Genomic DNA, 21109 nt, shown 5'->3' with positions numbered 1-21109 from the left:
CACGCGGAACACCGGACGAGTCGGGTGGCGCCTCGCTGTCACCCGGGTGGCATCCGCGGACGCGTGTCACCTGCCATGCTCGTGACCATGACGGCGACGGCGAACGGCCCACGGATCGAACCGGCGCGGACGGCGGACGTCCATCAGGTCCTCGCCGACCACCCCCGCTACTGGGGCGAGCGCGATCTCCGGTCGCTGCACCTGCTCGCCCTGGTGCAGGAGTTCGGCCCGACCTGCCTGGTGGCGCGCGCCGAGGACGGCATCCGCGGCTATCTCTTCGGGTTCGTCACCCCGACGGGCACGGGGTACACCCATCTCGTCGCCGTCCGGGACGACGCGCGGGGCACCGGCCTCGGACGACGGCTGTACGCGGCGTTCGCCGAGGCCGCGCGGGGGCAGGGCGCTGAGCGGCTCAAGGCGGTCACCTCGGTGGGGAACACCGGCTCCGTCGCCTTCCACCGGCGTCTCGGCTTCGCCGTGGAGATCGTCGACGACTACAACGGGCCGGGGCAGCCCATGGCCGTCTTCCACCGCGATCTGCCGTTCGGCGGTCCGGGCGTCTGACCGCCTTCCTTTCCTCGCCTTTCCCCCTCCTCCTGCCTGGTAAGTACGGCCTTCCTTGCTGGCGGGAGCGATTTTTCGTGCGTATTTTCGAAGCGTTGGGGGGTGTGGACCGGTCCGCGGACGGACCCGGGATCCGCCCCCGCGAAGGGGAGAAGCATGTCCATCATCGAAACCGAGGCCACACTCCACGAGGCCCACCGTGACAATCACACGCACCGCGATGTGAACGGCGGCTGGCTGCGTCCCGCGGTGTTCGGCGCGATGGACGGGCTGGTCTCCAACCTGGCGCTGATGACCGGGGTCGCCGGTGGCGCCGTCTCGCAGCAGACGATCGTGATCACCGGGCTGGCGGGGCTCGCCGCGGGCGCCTTCTCCATGGCCGCGGGCGAGTACACCTCCGTGGCCTCCCAGCGGGAGCTGGTCCAGGCCGAACTCGACGTCGAGCGGCGGGAGTTGCGCAAGCATCCGGCGGACGAGCTGGCCGAGCTGGCCGCGCTCTACGTCTCCCGGGGCGTGAAGCCGGACCTGGCCCTCGAAGTGGCCACGCAGCTCTCCCGCGACCCCGAGCAGGCGCTGGAGATCCACGCCCGCGAGGAGCTGGGCATCGACCCCGACGATCTGCCGTCGCCGCTGGTCGCCGCCGTGTCGTCGTTCGGCTCCTTCGCGCTGGGCGCGCTGCTGCCGGTCCTGCCGTATCTGCTCGGTGCCACCGTGCTCTGGCCCGCGGTGCTGCTCGCGCTCGTCGGGCTCTTCGCCTGTGGCGCGCTGGTGGCCCGGGTGACCGCGCGGAGCTGGTGGTACAGCGGGCTGCGGCAGCTCGTCCTCGGCGGTACGGCGGCGGCGCTCACGTACGGGCTCGGCGCGCTGTTCGGCGCCGCGCTCTGACGCGCCCGCCGCGTAGCCCCGTAAAGCCGGTAGCCCCGTGAAGCCGGTAGCCCCGTAACCCCCGCCCCGGACATCCGCCTCGTACATTCCCGGTACGTGTCGTACATCCGTACGACACATGGCGCGGCCGAAAAGAATCCCCCGTCGGCCGTGCCCGGCGGGGGAAATCGGCCTCCCTGTGACCTACGTCCCTGGGCGTTCCGGCCCTGCGGGTGCGACACTATGCCTGGCGCCACATATGTAGCCGTTACCCGGCGGTTTCGAGTCGTTCATCACCGGGCATGAGCCGTAGGCGCCGCAGGCAACGAAGCCAGCTCCGCCACAGCCGAACGGACGACGATCTGTCCGTCTGCGCCCCCACATCCACCGCTACGAGCGGTGTCCACATGCTGGAACGCGCCATCCGCTTCCCGAGAAGCTTTCCATCATGTAACCTGCACGAAATTTCTTGGAGGGCCAGCGTCGTCCCTCGGTAATCGCATATGCCAAGCCGATACACACGACGACGGGAGAGCCGATGCGTTCCGACGCCTGGTCGCCCATGGACGGTCGCCCCGCCCCGCAAGGGATGTACGACCCCCGTAACGAGCACGACGCCTGCGGCGTCGGCTTTGTGGCCACCCTCACCGGTGTTGCCAGCCATGAGCTGGTGGAGCAGGCGCTGACCGTACTGCGCAATCTCGAACATCGCGGCGCCACCGGATCGGAGCCCGACTCCGGCGACGGCGCCGGAATCCTCCTCCAGGTGCCGGACGCCTTCTTCCGCGAGGTCGCGGGTCTCGACCTGCCCGAGGCCGGCGCGTACGCCGCCGGTATCGGCTTCCTGCCCGCCGACGACGCCACGGACGCCGTCTCGCGCATCGAGACGATCGCCGCCGAAGAGGGCCTGAACGTCCTCGGCTGGCGCGAGGTCCCCGTCGCCCCCGAGCTGCTCGGCTCCACCGCCCGCTCGACGATGCCGGCCTTCCGCCAGATCTTCGTCGCGGACGGCACCAGCACCGGCATCGCCCTGGACCGCAAGGCATTCCTGCTGCGCAAGCGCGCCGAGCGTGAGGCCGGGGTCTACTTCCCCTCCCTCTCCGCCCGGACCATCGTCTACAAGGGCATGCTCACCACCGGCCAGCTCGAACCGTTCTTCCCGGACCTCTCGGACCGCCGGTTCGCGACCGCCGTCGCGCTGGTCCACTCGCGGTTCTCCACCAACACCTTCCCGAGCTGGCCGCTCGCCCACCCGTACCGCTTCGTCGCGCACAACGGCGAGATCAACACGGTCAAGGGCAACCGCAACTGGATGCGCGCCCGTGAGTCCCAGCTCGCCTCCGACCTCTTCGGGGCGGACACGGCGGAGAAGCTGGAGCGGATCTTCCCCGTCTGTACGCCCGACGCCTCCGACTCCGCCTCCTTCGACGAGGTCCTGGAGCTGATCCACCTCGGCGGCCGGTCGCTGCCGCACTCCGTGCTGATGATGGTCCCCGAGGCGTGGGAGAACCACGACTCGATGGACGCCGACCGGCGCGCGTTCTACCAGTTCCACGCCACGATGATGGAGCCGTGGGACGGCCCCGCCTGTGTCACCTTCACCGACGGCACCCAGGTCGGCGCGGTCCTCGACCGCAACGGACTGCGCCCCGGCCGCTACTGGGTGACCGACGAAGGGCTCGTCGTCCTCTCCTCCGAGGTCGGCGTCCTCGACATCGACCCGGCGAAGGTCGTCCGCAAGGGCCGCCTCCAGCCCGGCCGGATGTTCCTCGTCGACACCGCCGAGCACCGCATCATCGAGGACGACGAGATCAAGGCGTCCCTCGCCGCCGAACAGCCCTACAAGGAGTGGCTGGAGACCGGCGAGATCGAGCTGTCCGACCTCCCCGAGCGCGAGCACATCGTGCACACCCACGCCTCGGTCACCCGCCGCCAGCAGACCTTCGGCTACACCGAGGAGGAGCTGCGCGTCCTGCTCGCGCCGATGGCCCGCGCGGGCGCCGAGCCCATCGGCTCCATGGGTACGGACTCGCCGATCGCCGCGCTCTCCGCCCGGCCCCGGCTGCTCTTCGACTACTTCACCCAGCTCTTCGCGCAGGTCACCAACCCGCCGCTGGACGCCATCCGCGAGGAACTGGTCACCTCGCTGCGCTCCTCGCTCGGCCCGCAGGGCAACCTGCTGGAGCCGACCGCCGCGTCCTGTCGCAGCGTGACCCTGCCCTTCCCGGTGATCGACAACGACGAGCTGGCCAAGCTCGTCCACATAAACGCCGACGGCGACATGCCGGGCATGAAGGCCGCCACGCTCTCCGGCCTCTACCGGGTCAGCGGCGGCGGCGACGCCCTCGCCGCCCGTATAGAGGAGATCTGCGCCGAGACCGACGCCGCCATCGAGAGCGGCGCCCGGAACATCGTGCTCTCCGACCGGCACTCCGACGCCGAGCACGCCCCGATCCCCTCGCTGCTGCTCACCGCGGCCGTCCACCACCACCTCATCCGCACCAAGCAGCGCACCCAGGTGGGGCTGCTGGTCGAGGCCGGCGACGTACGCGAGGTGCACCATGTCGCGCTGCTCATCGGCTTCGGCGCCGCCGCCGTCAACCCGTACCTCGCCATGGAGACCGTCGAGGACCTGGTCCGCGCCGGTACGTTCATCGAGGGCCTGACGGCCGAGCAGGCGATCCGCAACCTGATCTACGCGCTCGGCAAGGGCGTCCTCAAGGTGATGTCCAAGATGGGCATCTCCACCGTCGCCTCCTACCGCGGCGCACAGGTCTTCGAGGCCGTCGGCCTGGACCAGGCGTTCGTGGACAAGTACTTCAACGGGACCGCCACCAAGATCGGCGGCGCCGGACTCGACGTCGTCGCCCAGGAGGTCGCCGCCCGGCACGCCAAGGGCTATCCCGCCTCCGGGATCTCCGCGAGCCACCGCAAGCTGGAGATCGGCGGCGAGTACCAGTGGCGCCGCGAGGGCGAGCCGCACCTGTTCGACCCGGAGACGGTCTTCCGCCTCCAGCACGCCACGCGCACCCGCCGCTACGACATCTTCAAGCAGTACACGGGCCGGGTGAACGAGCAGTCCGAGCGGCTGATGACGCTGCGCGGCCTGTTCAACTTCACCTCCGGACGCGCCCCCGTGCCGCTGGACGAGGTCGAGCCCGCCTCCGAGATCGTCAAGCGCTTCTCCACCGGCGCCATGTCGTACGGCTCGATCTCCCAAGAGGCGCACGAGACCATGGCCATCGCCATGAACCAGCTCGGCGGCAAGTCCAACACCGGCGAGGGCGGCGAGGACGCGGACCGGCTGTACGACCCGGCCCGCCGCTCCTCCATCAAGCAGGTCGCCTCCGGGCGCTTCGGCGTCACCAGCGAGTACCTGGTCAACGCCGACGACATCCAGATCAAGATGGCCCAGGGCGCCAAGCCCGGCGAGGGCGGTCAGCTCCCGGGCCACAAGGTCTACCCGTGGGTCGCCAAGACACGGCACTCCACCCCCGGCGTCGGCCTGATCTCGCCGCCGCCGCACCACGACATCTACTCCATCGAGGACCTCGCCCAGCTCATCCACGACCTGAAGAACGCCAGCCCGCAGGCCCGCATCCACGTGAAGCTGGTCTCCGAGGTCGGCGTCGGCACCGTCGCCGCCGGTGTCTCCAAGGCACACGCCGACGTCGTGCTCATCTCGGGCCACGACGGCGGTACGGGCGCCTCGCCGCTCACCTCGCTCAAGCACGCGGGCGGCCCCTGGGAGCTCGGCCTCGCCGAGACCCAGCAGACCCTGCTGCTCAACGGCCTGCGCGACCGTATCGTCGTCCAGACCGACGGCCAGCTCAAGACCGGCCGCGACGTCGTCATCGCCGCGCTGCTCGGCGCCGAGGAGTACGGTTTCGCGACCGCGCCGCTCGTCGTCTCCGGCTGCGTCATGATGCGCGTCTGCCACCTGGACACCTGCCCGGTCGGCATCGCCACCCAGAACCCGGTGCTGCGCGAGCGCTTCTCCGGCAAGGCCGAGTACATCGTCAACTTCTTCCAGTTCATCGCCGAAGAGGTCCGCGAACTCCTCGCCGAGCTGGGCTTCCGCAGCCTCGAAGAGGCCGTGGGCCACGCCGAGCTGCTCGACACCGAGCGCGCCGTCGACCACTGGAAGGCCCAGGGCCTCGACCTCGCGCCGCTCTTCTACGTACCGGAGCTGCCCGAGACCGCCCCGCGCCACCAGGTCATCGAGCAGGACCACGGCCTGGAGAAGGCCCTCGACAACGAGCTGATCCGGCTCGCCGCCGACGCGCTCGGCGCCGACAGCGCCGAGGCCGCCCAGCCCGTACGCGCCCAGGTCGCCATCCGCAACATCAACCGGACCGTCGGCACCATGCTCGGCAACCGGGTGACCAAGAAGTTCGGTGGCGCGGGCCTGCCCGACGACACCATCGACATCACCTTCACCGGCTCCGCGGGCCAGTCCTTCGGCGCGTTCCTGCCGCACGGTGTCACCCTGCGCCTGGAGGGCGACGCCAACGACTACGTCGGCAAGGGCCTCTCCGGCGGCCGGGTCGTCGTACGTCCCGACCGCGGCGCCGAGCACCTCGCCGAGTACTCGACCATCGCCGGCAACACCATCGGCTACGGCGCCACCAGCGGCGAGCTGTTCCTGCGCGGCCGGACCGGCGAGCGCTTCTGCGTCCGCAACTCCGGCGCCACGGTCGTCTCCGAGGGCGTCGGCGACCACGGCTGCGAGTACATGACCGGCGGCCAGGCCGTCGTCCTCGGCGAGACCGGACGTAACTTCGCGGCCGGCATGTCCGGCGGCGTCGCGTACGTCATCGACCTCGACCCGGACAACGTCAACGCCGGGAACCTGGCGGCTGTCGAACCCCTCGACGACACCGACAAGCAGTGGCTGCACGACGTGGTGCGCCGCCACCAGGAGGAGACGGGTTCCACCGTCGCCGGGAAGCTGCTGGCCGAGTGGGACGCCGCCGCGGACCGCTTCAGCAAGATCATCCCGACCACTTACAAGGCAGTGCTCGCCGCCAAGGACGCCGCCGAGCTGGCAGGTCTCTCCGAGACCGAGACCACCGAGAAGATGATGGAGGCGGCGACCAATGGCTGACCCGAAGGGCTTCCTCACCACCGGGCGCGAAGTCGCCACGTCCCGCCCCGTCGAGGAGCGCGTCAAGGACTGGAACGAGGTCTACGTTCCGGGCTCGCTGCTCCCCATCATCAGCAAGCAGGCCGGGCGCTGCATGGACTGCGGCATCCCGTTCTGTCACAACGGCTGTCCGCTCGGGAACCTGATCCCCGAGTGGAACGACTACGCCTACCGCGAGGACTGGACGGCGGCGAGCGAGCGCCTGCACGCCACCAACAACTTCCCGGAGTTCACCGGACGGCTCTGCCCGGCGCCCTGCGAGTCCGCCTGCGTCCTCGCGATCAACCAGCCGGCCGTCACCATCAAGAACGTCGAAGTCTCCATCATCGACAAGGCGTGGGACAGCGGCGACGTCACCCCGCAGCCCCCCGAGCGGCTCTCCGGCAAGACCGTCGCCGTCATCGGCTCGGGCCCGGCCGGCCTCGCGGCGGCCCAGCAGCTCACCCGTGCCGGTCACACGGTCGTGGTGTACGAGCGCGCCGACCGCATCGGCGGACTGCTGCGCTACGGCATCCCCGAGTTCAAGATGGAGAAGTCGCACATCAACCGCCGTATCGAGCAGATGCGCGCGGAGGGCACCAAGTTCCGTACGGAGACGGAGGTCGGCCGGGACATCACCGCGTCGACCCTGCGCAAGCGGTACGACTCGGTGGTCATCGCGGCGGGCGCCACCGTCTCGCGCGACCTGCCCGTCCCGGGCCGCGACCTCAACGGCATCCACTTCGCGATGGAGTACCTGCCGCTCTCCAACAAGGTGCAGGAGGGTGACCTGACGGTCTCCCCGATCACCGCCGAGGGCAAGCACGTGGTGGTCATCGGCGGTGGCGACACCGGCGCGGACTGCGTCGGTACGGCGCACCGCCAGGGCGCCGCCTCCGTCACCCAGTTGGAGATCATGCCGCAGCCCGGCGCCGAGCGCGCCGCGCACCAGCCGTGGCCGACCTTCCCCATGCTCTACAAGGTCACCTCCGCGCACGAGGAGGGCGGCGAGCGGCTCTACTCCGTCTCGACCACCCACTTCGAGGGCGACGAGGACGGCAACGTCCAGTCCCTGCACCTGATCGAGGTGGAGTTCAAGGACGGCAAGCTGAACCAGAAGGCGGGCACGGAGCGCGTGATCCCCGCCCAGCTCGTCACCCTCGCGATGGGCTTCACCGGCACCGACCAGCAGAACGGCCTGGTCGAGCAGTTCGGCCTGGAGCTGGACGAGCGCGGCAACATCGCGCGGGACGCGCAGTACGCGACCAACGTCCCCGGCGTGTACGTCGCGGGTGACGCGGGCCGCGGCCAGTCCCTGATCGTGTGGGCGATCGCCGAGGGCCGCTCGGCGGCGGCGGGCGTGGACCGGCACCTCACCGGGGCCAGCGACCTCCCGTCCCCGATCCGCCCGACGGACCGGGCCCTGATGGCCTGATCCGTACCACTGCACCACCGCATCACCACTGCACGACCCAAGAGACTCCCGTACAACGGCGTACGGGCGGTGTTGGCCCGGGGAGCGTCTCCCGGGCCCTCCCGCAAGACGCGGCGCCTGCCTCCAAGTCCCCGACCGGACCCATGGCAGGCGCCGTGGCGTGCGTGGGGACCGGCAGCGTCCTGACCAGTGGGAGAATCACGGGAGTTCAGCTCCGCCGACCGCAGAGGACGCGCATGGTCACGGCTCCCGGTTCCGCCCCTTCCAGCCCTTCCGGCCAGGGCATCAGCCTGAGGAAGCTGGAGGAGACGGCCCCCGCGCTGGTCAGCCTCTACAAGAGCGCGAAGATCTCGCTGGAGAAGAACGGGCTGAGCGGGGAGCGCGCCGCCGTCTACCTCGTCCTCGACCACTCCGGCTCGATGCGCGAGTACTACCGGGACGGCACGGTCCAGGCCCTCGCCGACCGGGTGCTGGGTCTCTCGGCGAACCTGGACGACGACGGGATCGTCCCGGTCGTCATCTTCTCGACGGACATCGACGCGGAGACGGACATCTCGCTCGCCGGTCACGAGGACCGTATCGCCAAGATCGTCGCTTCCCTGGGGCACATGGGGAAGACCAGCTACCACCTGGCGATGGACGCCGTGATCGACCACTACCTGGACAGCGGCCCGACCGCCCCGGCCCTGGTCGTCTTCCAGACGGACGGCGGCCCGATCAGCAGGCCGGCGGCCGAGCGCTACCTCTGCAAGGCCGCCAAGCTGCCGCTGTTCTGGCAGTTCATCGGCTTCGGCGACCCGGACAGCCGCCAGTTCGACTTCCTCCGCAAGCTCGACGAACTCCCGGTCCCGCAGAAACGCGCCGTCGACAACGCGGGCTTCTTCCACGCGGGCCAGGACCCGCGCGAGGTCCCGGACGGTGAGCTGTACGACCGGCTGACCGCCGAGTTCCCGCACTGGCTGGCGGCCGCACGGGCACAGGGCATCGTCCCGTGACCCCCCCCGTGCTGCGAGCGGGGAGCCGCGCCGCCGTACCGTGGCGCAACGGCGGCGGCGTCACCCGCGAGATCGCCTCCTGGCCCGAGAACGCCGGTACGGCCGGATTCGACTGGCGGATCAGTCTCGCGGAGGTCGCCGGGGACGGCCCGTTCTCCGTCTTCCCCGGCGTCGACCGGATCCTGACCATGGTCGAGGGCGCGGGCATGGACCTCACGGTCGGCGGGCGGTGCCGACGGGTGGCCGAGCGGTACGTCCCGGCGTCCTTCCCGGGCGACCTGCCGACCGGCTGCCTGCTCCTGTCGGGGCCGGTCGTCAACTTCAACGTCATGTACGCCAGGGACCGTACGGCCGCGGAGGTCGCCGTCGTGCGGGGCGCCCTCCCTGTCCCCGTACCCGACGGCGGCACGGTGGTGGCCGTGTCCCTGGAGACGCCGATGGTCCTGGAGACGGCGGCGACCCGGGGCGGCACCCCGCTCGACCGCTACGACGCGGCGGTCCTGACGCCCGGCTCCGGCCCGGTGACCCTCCAGGGCGAGGGACGCGCGGCGCTCGTCACGCTCCGGACCGTCCCGCCCGCCCGGTCGCGCTGAGCCGGCCCGCCTCATCCGTCACCAGCGTCAGCGCGCCGCTCGGGCAGATGTGCACGGCCTCCCTGACCCTGTCGAGGTCGTCCTCCCCGACCTCCTCGGCCAGGACGACCACCGTGCCGTCGTCCTCGGTCTGGTCGAACAGCTCCGGTGCGGTGAGGACGCACTGACCGGCGCCGACACAGCGCGTACGGTCCGCGACGATCCGTGGTGCGGTACTCATGAGGAAGCTCCTTTCACCAACTGACCGGCATCTCGTAGATGCCGTAGACCGAGCTGTCGTTCTTGAACGGCAGCTTCTCGACGGGCGCCGCGAGCTTCAGCCCCGGGACCCGCCGCACCAGGGTGTCGAAGACGATCTGCAGCTCCATCCTGGCCAGGTTCTGCCCCAGGCACTGGTGCGCGCCGAAGCCGAAGGCGAGGTGGTTACGGGCGCCACGCTCGATGTCCAGCTCGTCCGGGCGCGGGTAGACCGCCGGATCGTGGTTGCCCGCGTTGCTGAGGACGAGGACGCCCTCGCCCGCCCGGATGAGCACCCCGCCCACCTCCACGTCCTCCGTGGCCGCGCGGGACACCACGGCGTCGGCGATGGTGAACGAGCGCAGCATCTCCTCGACGGCCGCCGGAGTCCTCGCCGGTTCCGCGCGCAGCGCCGCCAGCTCGTCCGGGTGCTCCAGCAGCGCCAGCGTGCCGAGCGAGATCATGTTCGCGGTGGTCTCGTGACCCGCGATGAGCAGCAGGAACGCCAGACCGATCAGGTCTTCGCGGTTGTACGAGCCCTCCTTGCGGTGCTTGACGATCTGCCGGCCGAGCAGATCGTCGGTCGGCTCCCGCTCCTTGTCCGCGATCAGGGTCCCCAGATACCCCTGCAGCGAGTTCAACGCGTCGAGCTTCTCCTCGTACGACGGGGTGCGGCCGATCAGCCGGGACGAATGGAGCTGGAAGAACTCGTGATCCTCGTACGGGACCCCCAACTGCTCGCAGATGACCAGCGAGGGCACCGGCAGGGACAGCGCCGTCACCAGATCCGCCGGCCGGGGCCCGGCCAGCATGGCGTCCAGGCACTCGTCCACGATCTGCTGGATACGCGGCTGGAGTGCCCGCATCCGCCGTACGGTGAACTCGCCCAGCACGGCACGCCGCGCCGTACCGTGCTCCTGTCCGTCCATACCGATCATCGTGGGCCTGACGTCGGCGGCCAGCTTCTGCTGCGACGGGCTGAGCGCGGGGAAACCGGGCGCCATCCGGTCCGAACTGAACCGGGGGTCGGTCAGCACCGTACGGATGTCCTCGTGCCGCGTGATCGCCCAGGCGGTCATACCGGTGGGCAGGGAGACCCGCGCGACCGGGGTCTCCTCGCGCAGCCGCCCGTACTCGGCGGGCGGGGCGTAGGGGCAGGTGCGGGGGAGAGGCATGTTCACATCGGACCGGTCGGTCACATCGGACCGGTCGGTGACGTCAGGGGGATTGCTCATCGGATCACTCCATTCCAGGCGGTGGAGCCAAAGCGGGATCACCTGTGCGCGATCACCTGTGCGCACTCTCGACGGTAACTAAGTGGAGGTTTTTCGTCCATATCAGGGGTGGCAGAATCAGCCATCCCTTACGGAGAGGCGGTGACATGAGGCAGGACCCCGCAAGACCCCTGAGGGCGGACGCCCGGCGCAACCGCGACCAGATCCTCGCGGCGGCCAAGCGCGTCTTCGGCGCCGAGGGCCCCGACGTACCGATGGAGGAGGTCGCCCGCCAGGCGGGCGTCGGCATCGGCACGCTCTACCGGCGCTTCCCCGACCGGACCTCGCTCATCCTGGCCGTCGCACACGACAGTTACGCCCAGGTCATCGCCGGCGCCCGGGCCGCCCTCGCCGAGGAGTCCAGCTCCTGGAACGCCCTGGTGCGGCTGCTCCGTACGTCACGCGAACTCCAGTTGAGCGTGCAGCTCACGATCCTCTCGCCGCTGGTGTCCCGCGCCGTCGAGGCGGACCCGGAAGCCACCGAATTCCGGCGCGAACTGGTCGCGATCCTGGACCAGGTGGTGCGCGCGGCCCAGGAGGAGGGCACACTGCGCCCGGACGTCGGAACGGGCGACGTGGCCGCGCTGCTCTCCCTGCTGCTGCGCCCGATGCGCGCGGTGTCCGACGCGGCGTCCTGGCAGGTCTCGGAGCGCGCGATGGCCCTGGTCCTCGACTCCCTGCGCGCCCCGGCCGGCTCAACACTCCCGGGCACCCCCCTGACCCTGGACACCCTGAAAGCCGGCTTCTCGGCGGACCCGCACTGAGGGGTGGTTCGGGCTGGCCTGTCGGGGTGGGCCGGGTGTGTTTTACGGCGGGTGGCCCGCCCCCTCCCTGGTTCGATGATCGCGGCTCCGGGGTGTGCGTCAAGGGCGCTCCTTTGTCGCGTCGGCTTCGCCGATGTCGCTGCGCTCCACCCTTGACGCACACCCCTGCGCCGCTGGAAGGGCAGTGGGGAGGGGGCGGGGGGGTCCCTGGGAAACACCGATGTGCCTTCGCTCGGTCCCAGGCTTGCGGGCCGGTTCGCCCTGCGGGGCACGCGGTAGTGGAGTGGGGCGGTGACGGCTTTCGTCAAGCGTCTGCCGACCGGATGACGGCTGGGCTTCATGCACCGCTGGTCACCCGCCGTGATCGGGGGCGGCTGGGGGTGGATCTCAGGTATCGGACGACCCTGTGGTGCGGGCCATGAGGTGCGTCACAGCGGCGCGGGGCGGGAGATGTCCGCCGGTCGGTGCCCGGCGGAGGCAACGGCCCACCGCTGTCGGCCGATCCGATGGGCGCCCTGTCGCCGGGCCGGGCGGAGCACGGCCTGGACGGTCCGGCGGAGACTAGGCCACCCTTCCCTGTTGCTGGGAGCGCCTGGTAGGGATGGTGGGGTCCCCTCCGCGCACCGGAAGTCTCACCATGAACCAGGACAACGCCAACGAACTCACCCCCTTCACGATCGACCTGACCTTCGAGGAAGCCCGGCGACGGACCGAGGTCATGGCCGCGCTCGGCCCCGACTGGGACCCGGTGGCCGCCCTCCGGGGCGAGGACGAGGCGTATGCCCTCCTCTACTCGGGTCTGGACGCCGAGCAGCAGCGCACCTACGACATGCTGGTGGCCGCCGGTGTCCTGCCAGGGGAGGGCCCGGGTCGTGCGGCTACCCATTGACCCCCAGGCGGACCCCGCCCGCCGCGCCTGGGTGGCCTGCCCCGTCTGTGACGACGCCCGCCACTGCGCGACCTGCGCCGACCGCCGTAACTGCGGCGAGCACTGGCGCTACCTGATCTCCAACAGCGGACCGGTCGTCCACCTCCAGTGCCCGCGCTGCACGCACCTGTGGTCATGGAACACCCGCCCCGGCATCCCTCGCCCCGGCGGCCCCTGCTCCTGACCCGGGCCCGCCGAACGACCCGCCCGGTGCACGCGTAAACGGAACAACGGACTGCCAATCTGTCGATCCGGTGGGGTAAATCGGGTCATAAACCCCGCGTTAGGGGCAGGCAGAGCCCCGATCGGCCTCCCGCACTGCCTCTCCGCAGCACCATTCACCACCGGCCCCACCCATGGCGAGTGACCAGCGGGGCATGAAGCCCAGCGCACGGCCGGTCGACGGACGCTTGACGAAAGCCGGGCTGCCCCACTCCACCGCCGCGTGCCCCGCAGGGCGAACCGGCCCGGAGCCGCGATCATCGGACCGGGGAGGGGGTGGACCGCCCGTCATGAGGCACCCCCGGCCCACCCCGACCGGCCCCGGTTGAACGCGCGCTAAATGGCGACAGAGGATGTCGGGTATCCACGGTTGGCTGTCCCCATGACATTCACCTGGGCCGACACCTGGGCCGATTTCGCCTCGGCTGAGCCGCGCTTCGCCGAGGGCGTTCAGCGGCGATTCGAGAAGTACTCCCACCATGTGCTCGCCACCCTCAGAAAAGACGGCGCCCCGCGCGTCACCGGGCTCGAAGTCACCTTCCGGTGGGGGGAGTTGTGGCTCGGGATGATGCCCCATTCGCGGAAGGCGCAGGATCTCGGACGCGATCCGCGATTCGCTGTCCAAGCGAATCCCGGGCCGGATGACCGAATGGCGGACGGAGACGTCAGGATCGGCGGGCGCGCGGTGGAGGTACGGGACGAGGAGGTGCGGGCGCGGTTTGTCGATGAGTTGTCGCCGCCGGAGCCGTTCCTGCTCTTCCGGGTCATCCCCGAGGAGGTCGTGGAGACCTCCCTCGACGGGTCTGACCTGGTGGTACGGGTCTGGCGGCCGGGGAGTCCGGTCCGCACCCTGCGGCGCGACCCGGGTGACGGCCCGATCCGCGAGGATCCCTTCGATGCCCCCGGGGATCATCACCCCGGAGATCGTCACCCCGGTGATGATCTCCAGGTGGATCGTCGCGAAGGGGTTCGAGAAGACACACGCGGGGGCCGGTGACACAAGGGTGCGATCATGTGGGGTGTCCCACTCGATCTCCACCGCCGAGGCGTGCTAGGCTGACTGCGTTGCAGTTTTGGTACCCATGAACTTTATGTGCGCCTGACGGGAATGTTCCTCAGGCGCATTATTGTTTTTGCCGGCTTCTCCGGATGGGGCTCAATGCGGCGACGAGGAATCCGTAAAGTGCGGATTTCCGGCTCTGCACCTGTTTTAGGAGAATGACATGGCTACTGGCACCGTGAAGTGGTTCAACTCGGAAAAGGGCTTCGGCTTCATCGAGCAGGACGGCGGCGGCGCCGACGTCTTCGCCCACTACTCGAACATCGCCACCCAGGGCTTCCGTGAGCTCCAGGAGGGCCAGAAGGTCTCGTTCGACGTCACGCAGGGCCAGAAGGGCCCGCAGGCGGAGAACATCGTCCCGGCCTAATTCCCGGACGTTGTACCTCGCAGCCGGGGCTCGCACCTGCACGGTGCGGGCCCCGGCTCGCGCTGTCCTCAGGCCACATGCCCAGGCCGTCCTCAGGCCCAGGAAGGCTAGTACCGAATGACTCGATCCGAACGCCCGGCACGTGCACCCCGACCTGCCGGTAAGCGCCCGGTGAACTCCCGCGCCAGGGGAGGAGCTGCGAAGGCCCCCGCCCGCCGCGCCCCCGCCCGGCCGCAGGAGTTCACGCTGCCGGAGACTCTCACCCCCGCACTGCCCGCCGTCGAGGCGTTCGACGAGCTGGACATGCCCGCAGGGCTGCTGAAAACCCTCACCGCCCAGGGCGTCACCCAACCCTTCCCGATCCAGGGCGCGACCCTGCCGAACTCCCTCGCCGGCCGGGACATCCTCGGCCGTGGACGGACCGGTTCCGGCAAGACGCTCGCCTTCGGTCTGGCGCTGCTGGCCCGTACGGCGGGACGCCGCGCCGAGCCGCGCGCGCCGCTCGCCCTCGTGCTGGTGCCCACCCGCGAGCTGGCGCAGCAGGTCACCGACGCGCTCACCCCGTACGCGACCGCCGTCAACCTGAAGCTGACCACGGTCGTCGGCGGGCTCTCCATCGGCAAGCAGGCGGGCGCGCTGCGGCGCGGCGCCGAGGTGCTCGTGGCCACGCCCGGACGGCTGAAGGACCTCATCGAGCGCGGCGAGTGCCGGCTCGACCAGGTCGCGATCACCGTGCTGGACGAGGCCGACCAGATGGCCGACATGGGCTTCATGCCGCAGGTCACGGCGCTGCTCAAGCAGGTCGAGCCGGACGGGCAGCGGATGCTGTTCTCGGCGACGCTGGACAAGAACATCGACCGGCTCGTACGGCAGTACCTCACCGACCCCGTCGTGCACTCCGTCGACCCGTCCCAGGGCGCGGTCACCACGATGGAGCACCACGTGCTGTACGTCCTGGACGAGACGGACAAGAAGGAAGTCACCACGCGGATCGCCGCGCGGGACGGCCGGGTGCTGCTCTTCCTGGACACCAAGCGCTCCGTGGACCGGCTGGTCAAGCGGCTGCTGGCGAGCGGTGTACGGGCCTCGGGGCTGCACGGCGGCCGTTCGCAGCCGCAGCGCAACCGGACGCTCGAACAGTTCAAGAACGGCCTGGTCACCTGCCTCGTCGCGACCAATGTCGCGGCGCGTGGCATCCATGTCGACGATCTCGACCTGGTCGTGAACGTGGACCCGCCCGTCGACCACAAGGACTACCTCCACCGCGGCGGGCGCACCGCCAGGGCGGGGGAGTCCGGCAGTGTGGTCACGCTGGTCCTGCCCGAGCAGCGGCGTGAGATGACCCGGCTGATGTCCGACGCGGGGATCGCGCCGAGGTCCGCGCGGATCAAGTCCACGGACGAGGAGCTGGCGACGCTCACCGGTGCGCGGGTGCCCTCCGGGGTGGCCGTCACCATCGAGGTGCCGCAGCCCGTGGTCCAGCAGAAGCCCAAGGCGCAGCGGACGCGGACGTCCCGTCCGGCCCGGAGCAACACGGGTGGCGGAGCGGGCGCGACCGGTGGCGGTTCGTCACGCGGCAGCCGTGGCCGCCGCGGTGGCTCCGGCGGTTCCGGCAGTTCCAGCGGGGCGGGCGGCTCGGGCCGTGGCGCCCAGGGAGGCCGGCGTACGGCCGCCTGAGCGAGAACATCAGCAGGTGGGGCCCGGTGGCGTGGAGGAACACGCCACCGGGCCCCACTCGTTCCTGGGGGCGTTCCGGGGGGGGGGGGGGGGGGGGGGGGGGGGGGGGGGGGGGGGGGGGGGGGGGGCGGGGGGGCGGGGCGCGGGGCGCGGGGGGGGGGGGGGGCGGCGAGCCGCGCCGCCGCGCGCCCCCCCCCCCCCCCCCCCCCCCCCCCCCGCGCCCCCCCCCCCCCCGCCCCCCCCCCCCCCCGGCCCCCCCCCCCCCGGCCCGCGGGATGAGGCGGCGCACGGGCCGTGTACCGGGAGCGCACGGGGCGGTGTACGGGGAGCGCCCGGCCGGGGCGGACGGTTAACTTCGGGGAAATTCCACGCGGTTGTTATTGACGTGTGCACGTCTACGCGCGTCATCATGAGGCATGCGAATTCCCCCACGTATCGCCACCCTTGGTGGCCTCGCCGCTCTGGTCTCGACTCTGCTCGTCGGTGGAGTCACCGCTACCGCCACCGCCGCCCCCACCGCGGTCGGCAGCATCTGCTACTCCAACCTGCCGTCCCAGGCGCACGACACGCTCGACCTGATCGACGCCGGCGGGCCGTACCCGTACTCCCAGGACGGCGGCGTCTTCCAGAACCGGGAAGGCATCCTGCCGAGCCAGTCCGCCAGCTACTACCACGAGTACACCGTCATCACGCCGGGCTCCTCGAACCGCGGCGCGCGCCGCATCGTCACCGGCTCCAGGGCCAGCGAGGACTACTACACGGCCGACCACTACGCGTCGTTCTCGCTCGTCAAGTACTCCTGCTGAAACCGGCTCCACGGAAGGTAACCTCCGTCCCATGACGGTGACATATGTGATCGACGGGGCGGAGGTCACCGGCCTCGACCGCTTCTGGCAGGTGATCGGCGCCGCCGTGAACGGGCCCGACGGGTACTTCGGGGGCAACCTCGACTCGCTCGCGGACTGTCTGCGCGGCGGCTACGGGACGCCGGACGACGGCGACTTCGTCATCGAATGGCACCGGCACGAGCTGTCGCGCCGGGCACTCGGCCAGGAGGAGACCGTGCGGACGCTCCAGCGGCGGCTGGAGCGCACGCATCCGGACAACCGGCCCGCCGCGCGGGCCCGGCTGGAGGACGCCCTCGCGGGCCGGGGGCCCACGGTCTACGACGAGCTGGTCCAGCTCATCGAGGAAGAGGCCCCCGGGACGCTGCGGCTCCTCTGAACCACCGCCCGGCGGTGGGAAACGTACGGTCCGTCAGCGGCGGCGCGGGAGTGTGCACTCCAGGCGCCGCCGCTCCGGGCCCTTCGGTACGTACGCCACCGCCTCCACCGCCGTCCTGCGCGCCCGCCCCGCCGGATCCTCGTCCAGCAGGATCCGCTCCAGCGCGGCCACCGCCCGGGGGTCGCGCCGTACCGCCAGCCCCCACGCCGCGCGCGCCGCGGTCTCCGCGTCCGGCTCGTTCAGCCGGGCCGCCAGCGCCTCACGGATCTCGTACGTGTCCGCCTCCAGCGCCGCCAGGGCCAGCACCGCCCGGTCCCTGACCGCGGCGTCCGCGTCCCGGCTCAGCAGCAGCTCCGCCCGTACGCCGTCCTGATGGTCCGCCGGTACGAGGCCGGTGAGCGCGACGGCGACCCGGCGCCGTACCCCCGCGTCCGGGTGCGCCGTGTGGCGCAGGATCTCCGGCAGCGCGGCCGGATCGCCGTGCTGGCCCAGCGCCACCACGACCGAGCTGATCAGCTCCGGCTCCACCGCCTGCCGGGACAGCTCCCGCAGCAGGGGCACCGCGCGCGCCGCGAACGGGGAGCCGCCGTCGGCCGCCTCCGGGGTCGCACCGGTCCCGCCCGTCCCGTCGCCGCCCGTCGCGCCCAGGCGGGCCAGTACGTCGGCGGCGAACGCCTGCCGCAGCGGTTCGTCGCTCGCGCACCACGCGGCGCAGGTCAGGAACGTTTCCTCGTCGCCGCGCCGCCACAGCGCGGCGACCGCCTCGATCCAGTCGTCCCGGTCCGGATCCCCGCAGCCCAGCGCGCGCCCCGCCAGCTCCTCGTAGGGCGGCGCGATCCCCAGCTCCGCCTCCAGCAGGGTCACGACGGCCGCGTGTCCGGTCTGCTGCTCGCGCCCGGCCACGGGGCCCCTGCCCCCGTCCCGCAGCAGTTCGACGACGACCGTCTCCGAACCCTCCTCCCGGATCCGGCGCACCACCGTCTCGTACCCCTCGCCGTAGGCGCTCAACAGCCCGGCCCGCAGCTCCTGTTCGACGTCGAGGGCCATCCAGCGCCGCGCCTCGGCGAGCGCCGCCCCGCGCGTGCCGGAGTCCGCGTGCGCCTCCTCGGCAGGGGATCCGCCGCCGTACACGGATCCGCCGTCGCGCGCGCCGGCGCCGTACCGCAGCAGCACGCGTACGGTCGCCGTCGAGCCGCGCCGGGCCGCCAGTACCAGGGGCGCCTCCCCGCCCGGGCCCGGCAGATCCGGGTCCGCGCCGTACTCCAGCAGGGTCTCCGCCGTGTCCGCGAACCCCTGCACCACCGCCCACGCGATGGCCGTGTAGTCGAACGCCTCCCGGCCGTCCGGCGCCGCGCCGGCCGCGAGCAGCGCCCGTACGACCTCGGTGTGGCCGCCGCAGGCCGCCGCGCACAGCGGCAGGTCCCAGCCCTCGGGGCCGCTCGCGCGCTGCGGATCGGCGCCCGCCGCGAGCAGCAGCCGTACCATCCCCGGCTCGTCGCCGACCGCCGCCCGGTACAGGATCGTCTCGCCGTCCGTGTCGGTCGCCTCGGCCGACACGCCTGCCCTGAGCAGCCGTACGACGGTGTCGTCCTCGCCGTCGCTCACCGCCTCGAACAGGTCGGTGACGCCTGCTGCCGCCTCTTTCGTCATGCTTCGACCCTACGTTTCCCGAGCCGGCCGTGTTACTCGCGATTCGCTCAGGTGTCGCAGTGCAGCACGGTCCCGCAGAGCCCGCACCGCGCCCTGACCCGTCCGCGTACGGGTACCCGGATCCGCTGGAGACACGTCGGGCAGGGGAACGAGACGCGCAGCCCGTCCGGCAGGGTCTCGAAGGCGTACGGCGCCGCGGGGTCGGGGGCGGCGCCCGGGTGGTCGAGCGCGTAGCGGCGGTCCTTGGCGTAGCGATGGCGGCCCGTCCACCCCGCGGTCGTCAGCGGCGGCTGCTGCTCGTCGCGCTGCGCCTGTGCGCTGCCTTTCGTATACGACGTGTACCCCTGCGGGCTCGTGAACCAGATCCGCGGATCCTCGTCGAAGACCTCCGCGCGCTTGGCGAGGACGTAGCCGAACTCCTCCGGCGTCAGATAGCCGAGCTTCTGGCTGGAGTCGCGGTCCTCGCGGTACGCGTCGAGCAGCAGCCAGCCCGCGCCCAGGTAGGTGGTGGCCGTGTCGGTGAGGATCTCGTTGTCCCGGGTGCCGGGGAAGCTCAGCCCCAGCCGGTGCAGCAGGACATGGGTGATCTCGTGGGCGAGCGCGGCGCCGATGTCCCTGCGGTGGGTACGGAAGCGGTCGTTGAGTTCGACGAAGTATTCGGGGCCCGCCGCCAGCTCCACGTTGGCCGCGTGCGTCATCTCCCGGAAACTCACGATCACGCGCGCGTCGGGCAGCCGGAGCTGCTGCACCAGGGCGTGCGCCACCCGCTGGGTGCCCAGATGGAGATCGTCCAGATCGGAGAAGGCGACATCGGCCGGGGCCACGCTGGGGGCGTACGCCCGGATCCCGTCGGCCGAGAGCCGGTGGTAGAGCGCGGTGATCGCGGCCCGCACCGTGTCCAGATGCGGATAACCGTGGACGACCGCGCCGCCGTCTGTCACGTCCTCTGCCCCCTCCGCCTGCCCCGTGTCCGGCTCGCGGGGCGGTCGAGCCCGCACCCGTCAACTGTACGGCGGTGCCCGGACGGAGCGCGGGAGCGCACCGCGTCGATGTCCGGCCGACGGGGGGCCTTCAGGCATCTGTGGGGCGTCCGGTCAGCGGGCAGTGGCCGACAAGTGATCTCGCGTGGTGGCCGAAACATGGTTCTTGTGGCGCGGCGTATTCCCTCCGCATAATCCGGATCACGCTTTCTTGTCGGGCCCATGTCATCGCGACGCAACGCGCGTCGACCCGGGCCCGGTGCAGTGCCCCCACACGCATCCCCCACGAAAGGCAGACCGTTGAACATTCTTGGTGCCCTGAAGAGATGCGCCGCCGTCGGCGCCGTCGCTCTCGCCGCCATCAGCCTTCAGCCGTCCTCCGCCTCCGCGTCGCCGCTGCCGGCGCCGGCCGCTCAGGCCGCCGCGCCCCTCGCCCCGCCCGTCGTCGGCGGCACCCGCGCCGCCCAGGGTGAATTCCCCTTCATGGTCCGGCTCTCCATGGGCTGTGGCGGCTCGCTGTACTCATCGACCATCGTGCTGACCGCCGCGCACTGTGTGAGCGGCTCGGGCAACAACACGAGCATCACCGCCACCGCGGGTGTCGTGGACCTCCAGAGCACCAGCGCCATCAAGGTCAAGTCCACCAAGGTCCTCCAGGCCCCCGGCTACAACGGCTCGGGCAAGGACTGGGCGCTGATCAAGCTCGCGTCGCCGATCAACCAGGCGACGCTGAAGATCGCGACCACCACGCAGTACAACACCGGCAACTTCACCGTCGCCGGCTGGGGCGCGGCCACCGAGGGCGGCGCCCAGCAGCGCTACCTGCTCAAGGCGACCGTGCCGTTCGTCTCCGACGCGAGCTGCAACTCCTCGTACGGCGGCGACATCATAGCCAGCGAGGAGATCTGCGCCGGTTACGCGAGCGGTGGCACCGACACCTGCCAGGGTGACTCGGGCGGCCCGATGTTCCGTACCGACAACTCCGGCGCCTTCGTCCAGGTCGGCATCGTGAGCTGGGGCAACGGCTGCGCCCGGCCCGGCTACCCCGGCGTCTACACCGAGGTCTCGACCTTCGCCTCCGCGATCGCCTCGGCCGCGGCCACTCTCTAGTGCCCGTCCGCACACCGTGACATGAGGGGGCGTGCACCGG

General features: G+C 71.2%; 18 protein-coding genes and 1 pseudogene. 15 read left to right on the top strand and 4 right to left on the bottom strand.

The annotated features are described in order from the left end of the window. Positions 1-87: 87 nt before the first annotated feature. From ACIO3P_RS35190 to ACIO3P_RS35165, 6 genes are all read left to right on the top strand, one after another. The gene (locus ACIO3P_RS35190) at positions 88-564 is read left to right on the top strand and encodes a GNAT family N-acetyltransferase (protein WP_401850357.1); all 477 of its coding nucleotides are present in this window, start codon (positions 88-90) and stop codon (positions 562-564) included. Between the two features lie 156 nt (positions 565-720). Beyond that, positions 721-1449, top strand: a complete 729-nt coding sequence (locus ACIO3P_RS35185) for a VIT1/CCC1 transporter family protein (protein ID WP_329826082.1) — start codon at positions 721-723, stop codon at positions 1447-1449. Positions 1450-1966: 517 nt separating this feature from the next. Continuing rightward, positions 1967-6535: a glutamate synthase large subunit gene (gene gltB / locus ACIO3P_RS35180; RefSeq protein ID WP_329826083.1), complete on the top strand. Its 4569-nt coding sequence runs from the start codon at positions 1967-1969 to the stop codon at positions 6533-6535. Beyond that, positions 6528-7988 (top strand): glutamate synthase subunit beta, encoded by a 1461-nt coding sequence (locus ACIO3P_RS35175; protein ID WP_329826084.1) that lies wholly within the window; start codon positions 6528-6530, stop codon positions 7986-7988. Before gltB ends, ACIO3P_RS35175 begins: the two co-directional genes overlap by 8 nt. A gap of 236 nt (positions 7989-8224) precedes the next feature. Further along, complete coding sequence (locus tag ACIO3P_RS35170) at positions 8225-8983, top strand: VWA domain-containing protein (protein ID WP_329826085.1); 759 nt, start codon at positions 8225-8227, stop codon at positions 8981-8983. Continuing rightward, the gene (locus tag ACIO3P_RS35165) at positions 8980-9576 is read left to right on the top strand and encodes a HutD family protein (protein ID WP_401850356.1); all 597 of its coding nucleotides are present in this window, start codon (positions 8980-8982) and stop codon (positions 9574-9576) included. The genes ACIO3P_RS35170 and ACIO3P_RS35165 overlap by 4 nt, the downstream gene beginning before the upstream one ends. On the opposite strand, the gene ACIO3P_RS35160 is transcribed toward ACIO3P_RS35165, so the two are convergent. Both ACIO3P_RS35160 and ACIO3P_RS35155 read right to left on the bottom strand, forming a co-directional pair. Further along, complete coding sequence (locus ACIO3P_RS35160; protein ID WP_329826087.1) at positions 9539-9796, bottom strand: ferredoxin; 258 nt, start codon at positions 9794-9796, stop codon at positions 9539-9541. The genes ACIO3P_RS35165 and ACIO3P_RS35160 overlap by 38 nt on opposite strands. Positions 9797-9809: 13 nt before the next feature. Next, complete coding sequence (locus ACIO3P_RS35155; RefSeq protein WP_401787973.1) at positions 9810-11048, bottom strand: cytochrome P450; 1239 nt, start codon at positions 11046-11048, stop codon at positions 9810-9812. Positions 11049-11194: 146 nt separating this feature from the next. Between ACIO3P_RS35155 and ACIO3P_RS35150 the strand changes: the two genes are divergently transcribed. The 8 genes and pseudogenes from ACIO3P_RS35150 to ACIO3P_RS35115 all read left to right on the top strand — a co-directional run bounded on the left by ACIO3P_RS35150 (position 11195) and on the right by ACIO3P_RS35115 (position 17329). Next, positions 11195-11851 carry a TetR/AcrR family transcriptional regulator gene (locus ACIO3P_RS35150; RefSeq protein ID WP_401850354.1) on the top strand — a complete coding sequence of 219 codons (657 nt, stop codon included), beginning with the start codon at positions 11195-11197 and terminating at the stop codon, positions 11849-11851. Positions 11852-12488: 637 nt separating this feature from the next. Beyond that, on the top strand, positions 12489-12740 hold the full coding sequence (locus ACIO3P_RS35145) for a DUF6400 family protein (RefSeq protein ID WP_401850352.1): 252 nt from the start codon (positions 12489-12491) through the stop codon (positions 12738-12740). Further along, positions 12724-12963 carry a hypothetical protein gene (locus ACIO3P_RS35140; RefSeq protein ID WP_329826090.1) on the top strand — a complete coding sequence of 80 codons (240 nt, stop codon included), beginning with the start codon at positions 12724-12726 and terminating at the stop codon, positions 12961-12963. Before ACIO3P_RS35145 ends, ACIO3P_RS35140 begins: the two co-directional genes overlap by 17 nt. Before the next feature lie 420 nt (positions 12964-13383). Further along, positions 13384-13878 (top strand): annotated as a pseudogene (locus ACIO3P_RS35135) (pyridoxamine 5'-phosphate oxidase family protein); the annotation flags it as partial. A gap of 346 nt (positions 13879-14224) precedes the next feature. Next, the gene (locus ACIO3P_RS35130) at positions 14225-14428 is read left to right on the top strand and encodes a cold-shock protein (protein ID WP_015607926.1); all 204 of its coding nucleotides are present in this window, start codon (positions 14225-14227) and stop codon (positions 14426-14428) included. Positions 14429-14545: 117 nt separating this feature from the next. Next, the gene (locus tag ACIO3P_RS35125; protein ID WP_329826091.1) at positions 14546-16105 is read left to right on the top strand and encodes a DEAD/DEAH box helicase; all 1560 of its coding nucleotides are present in this window, start codon (positions 14546-14548) and stop codon (positions 16103-16105) included. Positions 16106-16521: 416 nt separating this feature from the next. Continuing rightward, entirely contained in the window at positions 16522-16911 is a 390-nt protein-coding gene (locus ACIO3P_RS35120; RefSeq protein ID WP_329826092.1) for a ribonuclease domain-containing protein, read from the top strand. 31 nt (positions 16912-16942) lie between these two features. Next, positions 16943-17329, top strand: coding sequence for a barstar family protein (locus ACIO3P_RS35115; RefSeq protein ID WP_329826093.1), 387 nt, complete (start codon positions 16943-16945; stop codon positions 17327-17329). A gap of 33 nt (positions 17330-17362) precedes the next feature. Here the strand turns inward: ACIO3P_RS35115 and ACIO3P_RS35110 are convergent, their stop codons facing one another. After that, positions 17363-18979, bottom strand: coding sequence for an ankyrin repeat domain-containing protein (locus ACIO3P_RS35110; protein WP_401850349.1), 1617 nt, complete (start codon positions 18977-18979; stop codon positions 17363-17365). Positions 18980-19026: 47 nt separating this feature from the next. Then, on the bottom strand, positions 19027-19920 hold the full coding sequence (locus ACIO3P_RS35105; protein ID WP_329826095.1) for a hypothetical protein: 894 nt from the start codon (positions 19918-19920) through the stop codon (positions 19027-19029). Between the two features lie 261 nt (positions 19921-20181). On the opposite strand from ACIO3P_RS35105, the gene ACIO3P_RS35100 reads away from it, so the two are divergent. Further along, complete coding sequence (locus ACIO3P_RS35100) at positions 20182-21069, top strand: S1 family peptidase (protein WP_401850348.1); 888 nt, start codon at positions 20182-20184, stop codon at positions 21067-21069. Positions 21070-21109: the final 40 nt, after the last annotated feature.

Origin of the sequence: Streptomyces sp. NPDC087310 (assembly GCF_044744405.1) — a bacterium.
GTDB lineage: Bacteria > Actinomycetota > Actinomycetes > Streptomycetales > Streptomycetaceae > Streptomyces.
Note: the sequence above shows the minus strand (reverse complement) of the source record. Positions and strands in the feature narration are given on the sequence as shown.